Source organism: Bacteroides sp. (assembly GCF_052357945.1).
Taxonomy (GTDB): Bacteria; Bacteroidota; Bacteroidia; order Bacteroidales; family Bacteroidaceae; genus Bacteroides.
In genome coordinates, this window is record NZ_DAWCXD010000061.1 from 17,157 (window position 1) to 29,237 (window position 12,081).

Annotated in this window: 13 protein-coding genes; 4 read left to right on the forward strand and 9 right to left on the reverse strand. The window is 40.0% G+C overall.

The features are described 5' to 3' along the window. Nucleotides 1-16 precede the first annotated feature (16 nt). Together bcp and recA are read left to right on the forward strand one after the other, a co-directional pair. Nucleotides 17-472: a thioredoxin-dependent thiol peroxidase gene (bcp, locus tag ACT8YW_RS12495; protein WP_004302079.1), complete on the forward strand. Its 456-nt coding sequence runs from the start codon at nt 17-19 to the stop codon at nt 470-472. 26 nt (nt 473-498) lie between these two features. Beyond that, nucleotides 499-1,533, forward strand: coding sequence for a recombinase RecA (recA, locus tag ACT8YW_RS12500; RefSeq protein WP_004302078.1), 1,035 nt, complete (start codon nt 499-501; stop codon nt 1,531-1,533). Between the two features lie 116 nt (nt 1,534-1,649). Here recA and ACT8YW_RS12505 read toward each other — a convergent pair whose 3' ends face one another. The 3 genes from ACT8YW_RS12505 to ACT8YW_RS12515 form a co-directional block, all read right to left on the reverse strand. After that, nucleotides 1,650-2,642 carry a YeiH family protein gene (locus ACT8YW_RS12505; RefSeq protein WP_004305675.1) on the reverse strand — a complete coding sequence of 331 codons (993 nt, stop codon included), beginning with the start codon at nt 2,640-2,642 and terminating at the stop codon, nt 1,650-1,652. 120 nt (nt 2,643-2,762) lie between these two features. After that, the gene (locus ACT8YW_RS12510) at nt 2,763-3,137 is read right to left on the reverse strand and encodes a YccF domain-containing protein (RefSeq protein ID WP_444105291.1); all 375 of its coding nucleotides are present in this window, start codon (nt 3,135-3,137) and stop codon (nt 2,763-2,765) included. An 18-nt stretch (nt 3,138-3,155) separates the two neighbouring features. Continuing rightward, nucleotides 3,156-3,587 carry a DUF1810 domain-containing protein gene (locus tag ACT8YW_RS12515; RefSeq protein ID WP_444105293.1) on the reverse strand — a complete coding sequence of 144 codons (432 nt, stop codon included), beginning with the start codon at nt 3,585-3,587 and terminating at the stop codon, nt 3,156-3,158. 476 nt (nt 3,588-4,063) lie between these two features. Here ACT8YW_RS12515 and ACT8YW_RS12520 point away from each other — a divergent pair, with 476 nt between their 5' ends. Continuing rightward, nucleotides 4,064-4,690, forward strand: coding sequence for an HU family DNA-binding protein (locus ACT8YW_RS12520; protein WP_287767296.1), 627 nt, complete (start codon nt 4,064-4,066; stop codon nt 4,688-4,690). Nucleotides 4,691-4,918: 228 nt separating this feature from the next. Here the strand turns inward: ACT8YW_RS12520 and ACT8YW_RS12525 are convergent, their stop codons facing one another. Then, the gene (locus ACT8YW_RS12525) at nt 4,919-5,815 is read right to left on the reverse strand and encodes a LysR family transcriptional regulator (protein ID WP_074635617.1); all 897 of its coding nucleotides are present in this window, start codon (nt 5,813-5,815) and stop codon (nt 4,919-4,921) included. Between the two features lie 70 nt (nt 5,816-5,885). Next, nucleotides 5,886-6,473, reverse strand: coding sequence for a DUF6621 family protein (locus tag ACT8YW_RS12530; protein WP_444105296.1), 588 nt, complete (start codon nt 6,471-6,473; stop codon nt 5,886-5,888). Nucleotides 6,474-6,759: 286 nt separating this feature from the next. Between ACT8YW_RS12530 and clpB the strand changes: the two genes are divergently transcribed. After that, nucleotides 6,760-9,348: an ATP-dependent chaperone ClpB gene (gene clpB, locus ACT8YW_RS12535; RefSeq protein WP_444105298.1), complete on the forward strand. Its 2,589-nt coding sequence runs from the start codon at nt 6,760-6,762 to the stop codon at nt 9,346-9,348. A 56-nt stretch (nt 9,349-9,404) separates the two neighbouring features. On the opposite strand, the gene ACT8YW_RS12540 is transcribed toward clpB, so the two are convergent. The 4 genes from ACT8YW_RS12540 to ACT8YW_RS12555 form a co-directional block, all read right to left on the reverse strand. Further along, nucleotides 9,405-9,653: a hypothetical protein gene (locus ACT8YW_RS12540; protein WP_444105300.1), complete on the reverse strand. Its 249-nt coding sequence runs from the start codon at nt 9,651-9,653 to the stop codon at nt 9,405-9,407. 417 nt (nt 9,654-10,070) lie between these two features. After that, nucleotides 10,071-10,499, reverse strand: a complete 429-nt coding sequence (locus ACT8YW_RS12545) for a DUF5606 family protein (RefSeq protein WP_004302066.1) — start codon at nt 10,497-10,499, stop codon at nt 10,071-10,073. Nucleotides 10,500-10,519: 20 nt separating this feature from the next. Next, the gene (gene coaE, locus ACT8YW_RS12550; RefSeq protein WP_444105302.1) at nt 10,520-11,134 is read right to left on the reverse strand and encodes a dephospho-CoA kinase; all 615 of its coding nucleotides are present in this window, start codon (nt 11,132-11,134) and stop codon (nt 10,520-10,522) included. Further along, nucleotides 11,124-12,081 (reverse strand): CdaR family protein (locus ACT8YW_RS12555; protein ID WP_444105304.1); only part of this gene is annotated, 958 nt, incomplete at its 5' end. The genes coaE and ACT8YW_RS12555, both read right to left, overlap by 11 nt.

A 12,081-nucleotide genomic window follows, 5' to 3' on the forward strand; every position in this document is an offset into this window, starting at 1 on the left:
CATTAAAAAGATAGTTATGATAAACGTAGGAGATAAAGCACCGGAAATCTTAGGCATCAATGAAAAAGGCGAAGAAATCCGTTTAAGTGCTTATAAAGGAAAAAAGATTGTGTTGTACTTCTACCCGAAGGACAGTACATCAGGGTGCACGGCACAAGCGTGTAATCTGCGCGACAACTATTCCGAACTACGTAAAGCCGGCTATGAAGTAATCGGTGTCAGCGTAGACAATGAAAAGTCGCACCAGAAATTTATCGAAAAGAACAATCTTCCTTTTACCCTGATTGCCGACACTGACAAAAGGTTAGTGGAAGAGTTTGGAGTATGGGGAGAAAAGAAACTGTACGGACGTGCTTACATGGGTACTTTCCGCACTACTTTCCTGATTAATGAAGAAGGAATTGTAGAACGGATTATCACTCCCAAAGAAGTGAAGACCAAGGAACATGCCTCACAGATTTTAAATCAATAACTCCATTAATTATATAAGAATAAGGTATGGCAAAGAAAGATGAACTTAATTTTGAAACAGATAATAAAATGGCATCAAGCGAAAAACTAAAAGCCTTACAGGCTGCCATGGAAAAGATAGAAAAGAGCTTCGGTAAAGGTTCTATCATGAAAATGGGTGATGATAGTGTTGAACAAGTAGAAGTGATCCCGACAGGCTCTATTGCCTTGAACGTGGCACTTGGTGTTGGAGGTTACCCTAGAGGTAGAATCATCGAAATCTATGGCCCGGAGTCTTCCGGTAAAACAACATTGGCTATCCACGCCATTGCTGAAGCACAAAAGGCCGGTGGTATCGCTGCTTTTATTGATGCCGAACACGCTTTCGACCGTTTCTACGCATCTAAACTGGGAGTGAACATTGATGATCTTTATATCTCTCAACCGGACAACGGAGAACAGGCTTTGGAAATTGCAGAACAACTGATCCGTTCTTCTGCTATCGACATCATCGTTATCGACTCTGTAGCCGCACTGACCCCTAAAGCGGAAATCGAAGGTGACATGGGTGACAATAAGGTAGGTCTTCAGGCACGTTTGATGTCTCAGGCACTCCGTAAGTTGACAGCTGCTGTGAGCAAGACACGTACGACTTGTATTTTCATCAACCAGTTGCGTGAGAAGATTGGTGTTATGTTCGGTAACCCGGAAACAACGACTGGTGGTAACGCATTGAAATTCTATGCTTCTGTACGTCTGGATATCCGTGGTAGTCAACCTATCAAAGATGGTGAAGAGATTCTCGGTAAGCTGACTAAGGTAAAAGTAGTGAAAAATAAAGTAGCGCCTCCTTTCCGCAGAGCAGAATTTGACATCATGTTTGGTGAAGGTATCTCCCACTCCGGAGAAATCATCGACTTGGGTGCTGATTTGGGAATCATCAAAAAGAGCGGTTCATGGTATAGCTACAACGATACTAAGTTAGGACAAGGGCGTGATGCTGCTAAACAATGCATTATGGATAATCCTGAATTGGCTGAAGAACTGGAAGGACTGATTTTTGAAGAATTGAAGAAGAAATAAATAGCTTTAGATCTGTTTATCCGTAGGCTGAAAGCTAAGTAAACAAAGGTGGGAGAAAGTCGTTTACGATCATTCTCCCACCTTTTTCTTTTTTATATCATTCTCTCTTTTATCCCTTATACAAAATAAATGTATGCCAATGTACTCAAGCTGATAATTATCCAAAGCAATATTCCTTGAATCAGAGGTTTAATTCCAACGGCTTTCAAAACATCAATAGAAAGAGAAGCACCGATGAAGAACATAGTTATCGTCAAAGTCTTACGGGCAATACCGTTGATAGCTGCTCCTAATTGTGGCACTCCATCCAGTAAATAAGTATTTACCACCAATGCCAATACGAAGAAGAGGATAAACCATGGAATACTGATCTTTTGTCCTTTGCTCTTGAATATAAATGAAGTAGCAAAAGCCATCGGAATAATCCAAAGAGCACGGGTCAATTTGATAGTAGTAGCCACTTTCAATGCTTCTTCACCATAGGCAGCTCCCGCGCCTACTACAGAACTGGTATCATGAATGGCAATAGCTGCCCATGTTCCAAACTGTTGTTGATCCATATTCAATGCATGACCAATGGCAGGGAAAATGAAAAGTGCAATAGCGTTCAAGATAAAGATTGTACCTAATGCCACAGACATTTCACTGTCCTTCGCTTTCAACACCGGTCCCACTGCTGCGATAGCACTACCACCACAGATAGCGGTTCCCGAACTGATAAGATAAGCTGTATTCCGATCTATTTTAAACAATTTACGTCCGATGAACCAGCCAATTACCAATGTTCCGATTACTGAAATGACCGTAAATTCCATACCTTCCTTACCGGAAGCTAAAGCAGAATGAAGGTTCATACCGAATCCCAGTCCTACTACTGAATATTGCAACAGATATTTCGATGTTTTCTTATTAAACTTTGGATGTGCTTGTCCGCAAGTTAATGCAAAAATAAGTCCGAGGAACAAAGCAACGGGAGGAGTTACCCAAGCCGACCATGCTTCCAATCCCGGAATATAGTCTAAAAACAGGAAGAAAGTCAGAGTGGAAAGCAGCGCAATATAAATCATCTTATTATTTGCCTGCAAAGTTTTTGTAGCTGTTGAAATCATATCTTTTTGTCTTTAATTGTTTTCCGGGTGCAAAGGTACGGTAAACAATCAAGACCCACCAATAGTTTCTAATTATGCATTATAACTTTTAATTATAAGCATACTCTCTCCCAACTACTCTTACACTGTTACAATGTCTTTCCCAAAAGGCGATAATGCCAAAGATGCCAACTTGAAGTGTTGTAATCCAAAAGGGATTCCGATAATGGTAATGCACAATATAGCCCCGAAAACCAAATGTGACAAACAGATCCAAATGCCACCCAGAAATATCCACAGGATATTCATCAATATATAGAGGCAGCCACCGGAACGGTTCCCACTTCTGACTTCTTTACCGAAAGGCCATAAAACAAGTCCGGCCAACTTCAATGTTTGCATCCCAAAAGGAATGCCGATAATGGTCAGCATCATCAATAAACTCGAAATGAGGTATTCGACAGCAGTAAAGATACCACCAAGCAGCAACCACAATAGATTCATTAAACAGCCCATATAAAATAGTATTAGTTATTATTCCAATTTTCTTTTTGTTGTCTCATCCACTTTACCCTGATAATAATGGTCGATCACTTGCTGAAACAAATCATCCGAAGCAACTTCATTAAAAAGCGTCATGCATGACAATACTTTCATCGCATCTAACGAACCGAAAACTTCCTGCGCCGTTTTATTTTTCAATTGAAGAAAAACAGACGTTATTTCACGAAGTCTTTCTCCCAAAATTGGATGGGCAAGATATGCTTCAGCCTCTTCTTTGCCGCTAAGACCATAATACTGTGAATTATAACTCATGCCCAATCCTTTCAGTTGAGGAAATATATACCAAATCCAATGGGAATATTTCCGCCCGTTTCTAACTTCTGCAAGGGCTTGTTCATAATCACCTCGCTGGGCATCTAAAAATCGTTGTAAGTTATAGTCAGTCATAGATACTTCTCGCATTTTTTTTAAGTTATCATACCTTTTGCAAAGATAAAATGTTTACCAAATCATTTTCTTCAGCTTGCATGATATTAGTATGACTCATAATATTACAAATATACACTTTTCTAAAAACTAACAGAAGCATTGCATCCACTTTTTAGGAAATAATATATTAAGCATAAAATCCCGTTATACCCTTTCTCTTCAATCATCTTCATTCCCTCCCAAACTATTAATAGATAATTTCTTCTTTATTAAGGATAAACTTCTTTTTGTCAAATAGAAAACTTACCTTTGTAAAAGAGTAAACTATAAATGAAAGCTTTGATTATAAAAATGAAAGCTTTGTTTTTATAAACGTAAGCTTCAATTATAAAAACAAAAGTTGCATTTATAGTTTATAATTAACCAAAAGGAACTTTACTATTAGAAGAAAGGAAGTTTGCCTCTAATACAAAAGAACTTATCTATTAATACTTTAAACAATAGATGATATGGCAAGATATATCATAGAGGAGATGCCCGATCTTCAGAAAACAGGCAAAAGAATTACTTATCCTAAATTTGCGCGGATAGATAATACAAGCATAAAAGAGTTGGCGCAACGAGTTGGCGATGTCAGTGGATTCAGTGCAGGAGACATAGAAGGCGTACTACTTCAGACCGCCATTGAAATGGCGCATTTGATGGCAGAAGGACGCTCGGTAAAGATAGACGGAATAGGAACGTTTACTCCCTCTCTTACTTTAGGCAGAGACAAGGAGCGGGAAGATCCGGAAAAAGGGGGGAGTCATCGCAACGCACAAAGTATCTTTATAGGAGGTGTAAATTTCCGGGTAGACCGAGAAATGGTGAGAAATATCAGCGAAAGATGCCAACTGGAAAGAGCACCCTGGAAAAAGCAACGATCCTCTAATAAATTCACATCGGAACAACGACTGGCATTAGCTCTAAAGTATCTGGACGAACATCCCTTCCTGACCGTTTGGGAATATCGCAAACTAACAGGATTGTTGCAAACAGCAGCAACCAACGAACTAAGACAGTGGGGACATCAACCGGATTCTGGAATAGAAATCACAGGAAGAGGAGCACACAGGGTATATATAAAGAAAAAATAGTCGAACGAAGAGGATAACAGTATGAGAAATACCTCGAAAATAGATGAGAAATAACAGTTTTGAGGCCTATTTCACTAAAGAAGCTATGAGAAATAGGCTTTCTCAAAACATTTCTCATTCAGTAATCAACTGGTTATAAGATTATTATAAAACAATTATGAGAATATGAGAAATGAAAATCATTTTTCTTATTCTGGAGAAGCGATTGCACGAGAGAAAAAGACAAACTTACAGGCTTTTACTATGATGTCCGGCGAAACGCATAAACACCTGTGACAATCCTCCCTCCTGCCCTTGCAGCTGTACAAAGTTAAATTCGCGCAGCATCGGCATTCCTTTTATTTCGACTACACGGAGATTGCCAGCTACAAGCTCTTTATGCACCGAACGGATAGAAACAATTCCCATACAGTCCGTATGTTCCAAAAAAAGCTTGATACTCTCTGTACTACCGAGATACATCAATACATTTAAAGAAGAAAGTTTGAGATTATGTTGCAATAAGGCACGTTCAAACACATCTAATGTACCGGAGCCCCTCTCCCGCAAAACCAAAGGAATATTCAGCAAATCTTCCGGAGTAATCTCATCCGTGACAGCTAATTTACTCTGTGTATGCACCACGGCAACCAGTTCGTCTTGCAAAAATGGAGTATATTTCAGATTAGGTAAGCGGAAGATCCCTTCGACCAGTCCCAAATCAATCCGATGCTCTTGCAAGGCAGCTTCCACTCCCCGGGAATTTCCATTAATCAAAGAAAGATTGATCTGCGGAAACTTAGCTATAAAGTTCGCTAACAGAGGAGGAAGTACATATTGCGCAATCGTAGTACTGGCCCCCAATTTCAGTTCGCCGATATATTCATTATGCAACAGATGCATCTCATATTCTAATTGTTTATAATCGTCCAGGATTTTCTCGCTGTGTTTCAACAGCAATTCTCCGGCCTTAGTCAGTGAGATTTTGCTCCCTTGACGGTCGAATAAACGAGCTTGATAGTAAGTCTCCAGCTCCTGAATATGTTTGGTAATAGCAGGTTGACTGACAAACAATTCTTGCGAAGCCTTCGTAAAGCTTAAATTCTTCGCTACGCTCTGAAATACTTTTAAACGAAAATCGGACACGGCAATTATGATTAACAGTTAAGAAATCAATGACGAACAATGAATTACAGAAAGAATAAAAGCAAAATAGTTATTGCAATTCTTCCGCTTTTATCCCCAACGCCTGCATGACAGGGAAAGCCAGCATATCCCATTTATAATCCACTGGAAGTTCCGGCTCATTCATACGGAATTGAATGACCTCTTTGCCTTTCACTTCATGCAAAGCATCAGTCACTTTCTTTCCATACTCCTCATTGAAAGAAATAACGATCATCCTTTTCACGTCTGCCGAATCGGAAACGATAGAGAGTAAATCCAAAAACAAATCTTCTCTTGATACCATTCCTTCCGACGGAACGCTAGCAAAAGAATATTCACCATAAGGACTCTGAAACGCAACTCCATTCAATTCTTCCTGCAAATCGGAAGGTTGGCAATATTGCAATCGACTGGATTCTTTATCATACACAAAAAGAAATTGTACCTCGTTCTTCCCTTCTGTAATCCCTGCATCCAAAGTCATATAGGTGGTCAACATCGAAAGGTCTATCTCTTGTAAAGAACGATGCAAAATCTCTTCAAAATATCCTTTTATATCTGTTATTACAAAATTCAAAAAAGCAGCGTCAATCAACGTCACTGTTTCAGCAAGTTTTATTTGGGGCTTATCACTCATATACCATCTATATTATTACAGCGGATAAAGATACTACAATACTTTTATTTATCCACTTTTCAATATTTATTTTCTTTCATCACAGGCTAAGATTACACAAACAAGCGTATCATGTAACAAATGATATTTTATAGCAAATTCGTCAGTTACTCCCGGATAAAAAAGGTCATTTTGTCCTTTAACTCCTTAATACTCATGCTGTTTTGTCATATTTTTATACTTGGCAAATCTTTTGCGCCCTCTTAGGTGTTATTAAAAACGTGAAATAAGAAAGGAGAACAAAGATATGAACTTTAACAATTTTACCATCAAATCTCAAGAAGCGGTACAGGAGGCCGTGAACCTGGTACAAAGCCGAGGACAACAAGCCATTGAACCTGTCCACATCATGCAGGGAGTAATGAAGGTAGGTGAAAATGTCACTAACTTCATCTTCCAGAAACTTGGCATGAACGGACAGCAGGTAGCTCTCGTTGTCGACAAACAGATCGACTCCCTACCAAAAGTATCCGGCGGAGAGCCGTATCTGAGTCGTGAGTCTAACGAAGTATTGCAGAAAGCAACACAGTATTCTAAAGAAATGGGCGATGAGTTTGTTTCATTAGAGCATATCATACTGGCATTGCTGACTGTGAAAAGTACCGTCTCCACTATCTTGAAAGATGCCGGTATGACGGAAAAAGAATTGCGCAATGCCATCAGCGAGTTGAGGAAAGGAGAAAAAGTAACGTCACAATCTAGTGAAGATACTTATCAATCATTGGAAAAGTACGCTATCAACCTGAACGAAGCTGCCCGTAGCGGAAAACTGGATCCTGTAATCGGACGTGATGAAGAAATCCGCCGGGTACTCCAGATATTGAGCCGCCGTACAAAAAACAACCCTATTTTGATCGGTGAACCGGGAACTGGTAAGACAGCGATTGTAGAAGGCTTAGTACATCGTATCCTTCGCGGGGATGTACCTGAAAACCTGAAAAACAAGCAGGTCTATTCACTGGATATGGGAGCATTGGTTGCCGGTGCAAAGTATAAAGGTGAGTTTGAAGAACGACTGAAATCAGTTGTCAATGAAGTAAAGAAATCGGAAGGTGATATTATTCTGTTCATTGATGAGATTCATACATTGGTAGGAGCCGGAAAGGGTGAAGGCGCCATGGATGCTGCAAACATTCTAAAACCCGCCTTAGCTCGTGGAGAATTACGTTCCATCGGAGCAACAACCCTCGACGAATATCAAAAGTACTTCGAAAAGGACAAAGCTTTGGAACGTCGTTTCCAAATCGTACAAGTGGATGAACCGGACAACTTGAGTACCATTTCTATCCTTCGTGGACTGAAAGAGCGTTACGAGAACCATCACCATGTGCGTATCAAAGATGATGCCATCATTGCAGCCGTCGAATTGAGTAGCCGTTACATCACCGACCGTTTCCTGCCGGATAAAGCCATTGACCTGATGGATGAAGCTGCAGCTAAACTGCGTATGGAGGTAGATTCTGTTCCTGAAGAACTGGATGAAATCTCCCGCAAAATCAAGCAGCTGGAAATCGAACGGGAAGCTATTAAACGTGAGAACGATAAACCGAAACTGGAAATCATCGGTAAGGAGCTTGCCGAACTTAAAGAACAGGAAAAGTCCTTTAAAGCCAAATGGCAGAGTGAAAAAACGCTGATGGATAAAATCCAGCAGAATAAGGTTGAGATAGAGAATCTTAAATTTGAAGCAGAAAAAGCTGAACGTGAAGGTGACTATGGTAAAGTAGCCGAAATCCGTTACGGTAAACTTCAGGCTTTAGACAAAGAGATAGAAGATACTCAAAAGCAGCTACGTGATATGCAAGGCGATAAAGCCATGATTAAGGAAGAGGTAGATGCTGAGGACATTGCCGATGTTGTTTCCCGTTGGACAGGTATTCCTGTCAGCAAGATGCTGCAAAGTGAGAAAGATAAACTATTGCACCTGGAAGAGGAACTTCATCAACGTGTAATCGGTCAGGATGAAGCGATTGAAGCCGTGGCAGATGCCGTGCGCCGTAGTCGTGCCGGATTACAGGATCCGAAACGTCCGATTGGCTCGTTCATTTTCCTCGGAACCACCGGTGTAGGTAAGACCGAACTGGCGAAGGCATTGGCAGAATTCCTGTTCGATGACGAAACGATGATGACTCGTATCGACATGAGTGAGTATCAGGAAAAGCATAGCGTTTCCCGTTTAGTCGGAGCGCCTCCGGGATACGTAGGATATGATGAAGGCGGTCAGCTGACAGAAGCTATACGTCGGAAACCTTACTCTGTTGTCCTGTTTGACGAGATAGAAAAAGCTCATCCGGATGTTTTCAATATCCTGTTACAGGTATTGGATGACGGACGACTGACTGACAATAAAGGAAGGGTGGTCAACTTCAAAAATACAATCATCATCATGACTTCGAATATGGGCAGTTCTTATATACAAAGTCAGATGGAGAAGTTGCACGGTTCCAATAAAGAAGAAGTGATTGAAGAAACGAAGAAGGAAGTCATGAATATGTTGAAAAAGACGATTCGCCCGGAATTCCTGAACCGTATTGATGAAACGATCATGTTCTTACCATTGAATGAGAAGGAAATCAAGCAGATTGTACTCTTACAAATCAAGGGAGTTCAGAAAATGCTTGCCGAAAACGGAGTGGAACTGAAACTGACGGAAGGAGCATTGGACTTCTTATCTCAAGTGGGATATGATCCTGAATTTGGAGCTCGTCCGGTAAAGAGGGCTATTCAACGTTATCTGTTGAACGATCTATCTAAAAAGTTACTTTCCCAAGAAGTCGACCGCAGCAAAGCAATTACCGTTGACGCTGGTGGAGACGGGTTGGTATTTAGAAATTAAGAGTTTCCATTTAAATAGAATGCCGGTATGCTTGATAAGAAGCATACCGGTATTATTTATATCCCTGAATATGTAAATCTCCGGACTTCCGGTTGGCAGTTCGGATGGCTCATTACCAAAACATAGGTACCCTGTTGAGGGATTTCCATAGTCAATGAAGGCAAAGCAAATTTATGTTTGCCTTTTAATTCTCCCTGTGAATCGTAAAAGAATACCATTGTACCTGCCAACAAACCTGTCAGGCATAATGTCCCTTTTTCATTGTCCAAACGGACGTTTACTTCTTTATTTGTTATTGTCTCCATACCCTACATCAAATATCCCCCTTGACGCTTTAGACATCTACCAGCTAAATCATGCAAAACAACTAATGTTCAATACCACATATTTACATACATGGCAGAACACGAGCGTTTAAACATCATTCCCAAGTAGTTCAATATTGTCCAGGTCTCAAGTCTTGAATAATATCTTTATAACGCTTTTGTTCTCTATTGTTATTCACCGTTCACTACCGTTATTCCCAAGAATAGTGAACAGCGACAAAGATACATAAAAAGCATCATTATTTACAATATAAGTAGAAGATATTTATTTTAGCAAAAGATTACCCAAATAATACTAATTTTTTCCTGAACATACAAGTGTTTATACGAAAAAACATGATAAGCATTTAAAATGCTTATCATGTTCTCTATTTTTAATTAAATAAACGGTACAGATTATTCTGCAGCTGCTTCCTCCTTAACTTCACCTTCCGGTTTAAATTCTGTGATTCCATTAGAAATCAAGATGTTATACCAAGCTACCAATTTCTTGATATCTGCTACATATACGCGTTCACGATCAAAGTTTGGTAATACTTCAGCCAAGTATTCACGCAATTGTTCAGGAGTAGCCTTTTTCGGGTCGATAGAAGCTTGCGCTGATTTCTCTTTCTCTTTTATAGCTTCCAGCACATCATACAAAGGCACTTCTGCATCGTCCGTATACATTGCTATATCGGCCAAAGAAATAATTTTTTCATTACCATAAGCGGGGAAACGTTTCTTCTCAGCATTGACTGATTCGACAATCAACATATTTTTTCCTTGCGAAATAAGTTTGTATAATCCCGGTTTACCTGAGATAGACAAGATAGTCTTCAACATAGTATATATCCTTTTATTAATTATTTTTTTGCGGAGCAAAGGTAATGATTATTTTTAGATAGCAAAGAAATAAGCTCCAAAACCTGCGGAATTAACGGTGTTTCATCATCATTGACTATCACGAAATCAGCATGACTTCTCTTAACTTCATCACTCATTTGTGCTTCAATACGCTTCATCACCAGTTCTCTCGATGAACAATCTCGCTTTATGGCACGGTCCACTCTCACTTCCAGTGGCGCATACACCATAACCAGAAAGTCAACTTCACTCCTGAAACCGGCTTCCACAAGTATGGCAGACTCCATACCTACCAATTGTCCCCCCCCAAACCGGGCAGCCCACCGACGAAAATCTTCTTTCACCTGTGGATGAATAATTTCATTCACTTTCTGCACACGATTCGGATGACCGAACATATAGGATGCCAGCAAAGAACGATTCAACACACCATTTTGAAACACATCCTGACCGACCAGCGCACAAAGTTCCTGACAAATCACCGGATCTGTCTGCGTGATACGCTTTGCTTCTATATCTGAAATATAAACAGGAATTCCCATTATTCCAAATAACCTGGAAACCACACTTTTCCCGCTACCAATACCACCGGTTATACCAATCTTAATCGACATTAGAAGTAATTTGTTCTATCAAGAAGTCTACTTGCTCAGGAACAATACGGATTTGATTGATTCCACTTGGGAACGACTTCAATTTAACCGTATATTTATCAGAACCCAGCTTCAGCAACTCTTCGTAAGAAATATTGATGATAAAATCGCTTGCTTTTATGCTGCGGAACCGCTTCAATCCCACCTGGAAAGTAATCTGAACTTTGGAAGGGAAGGTACGTAATGCCTTATCAGCCGGGAAATTAACTCCGTGTAATGGCACCTCTACTGTTTTCTCCGTATAAATATCTACCGGAAAGGTCATTTCTACCGAAGCCGGAACAAACTTCACTCCTCTTTCAGAATTCAGCGGAATTCGTCGCCGGGTTGTATCTGAAATATTCTCCAGGTTTATCTTTTGAGTATATGCGGTGGTAATAGTATCCAGAATTCCTTCCGGAGCATAAACTAATACAGAGTCCGGATTACAAATCGTATCTGATACATAATATTGAAGTCCGGCTGTCACTTTTCCCTGAAAGCGGACAGGTACTAACTTAGACTTTCCTTCAGAATAGATATACTCTAATGTATCCGGCTTGATTGAAAGAATTTTGGAGGACACATTCAATTGGCTCAATATCTTTTTCTCAAAATCAGATGCGTAAATCTTCACATGATTATCTTTTCCTTTATAATCAAGAAAACCTAGATTTACCGGAAAAAAACTTTTCCCCAGCATATAATTGAGAAGCACCGTACCTTTATCTTTCACTCTGACGCGAAGTTCAGAAGGCGGTTCCGAAGTCAGCACTACATTATTGGGAACATCTTTCATTCGTACCGGAATGGAGAACTCGGCTTCATAGTCACTATTCAGAGTCTGAAGCAGCCAAAATCCACCGGCTATCAAGAAGAAAAATAAAAAAATTAAGAACTCTCTGCTCTTATCACTGAGCAGAAAATCC

Bases quoted from the DNA above. Each gene is read 5' to 3' on its own strand.
- recA (WP_004302078.1), top strand. From the start codon at position 499: ATGGCAAAGAAAGATGAACTTAATTTTGAAACAGATAATAAAATGGCA.
- ACT8YW_RS12530 (WP_444105296.1), bottom strand. From the start codon at position 6,473: ATGAGTGATAAGCCCCAAATAAAACTTGCTGAAACAGTGACGTTGATT.
- ACT8YW_RS12510 (WP_444105291.1), bottom strand. From the start codon at position 3,137: ATGGGCTGTTTAATGAATCTATTGTGGTTGCTGCTTGGTGGTATCTTT.
- ACT8YW_RS12515 (WP_444105293.1), bottom strand. From the start codon at position 3,587: ATGCGAGAAGTATCTATGACTGACTATAACTTACAACGATTTTTAGAT.
- ACT8YW_RS12540 (WP_444105300.1), bottom strand. From the start codon at position 9,653: ATGGAGACAATAACAAATAAAGAAGTAAACGTCCGTTTGGACAATGAA.
- ACT8YW_RS12505 (WP_004305675.1), bottom strand. From the start codon at position 2,642: ATGATTTCAACAGCTACAAAAACTTTGCAGGCAAATAATAAGATGATT.
- bcp (WP_004302079.1), top strand. From the start codon at position 17: ATGATAAACGTAGGAGATAAAGCACCGGAAATCTTAGGCATCAATGAA.
- clpB (WP_444105298.1), top strand. From the start codon at position 6,760: ATGAACTTTAACAATTTTACCATCAAATCTCAAGAAGCGGTACAGGAG.
- ACT8YW_RS12545 (WP_004302066.1), bottom strand. From the start codon at position 10,499: ATGTTGAAGACTATCTTGTCTATCTCAGGTAAACCGGGATTATACAAA.
- coaE (WP_444105302.1), bottom strand. From the start codon at position 11,134: ATGTCGATTAAGATTGGTATAACCGGTGGTATTGGTAGCGGGAAAAGT.
- ACT8YW_RS12520 (WP_287767296.1), top strand. From the start codon at position 4,064: ATGGCAAGATATATCATAGAGGAGATGCCCGATCTTCAGAAAACAGGC.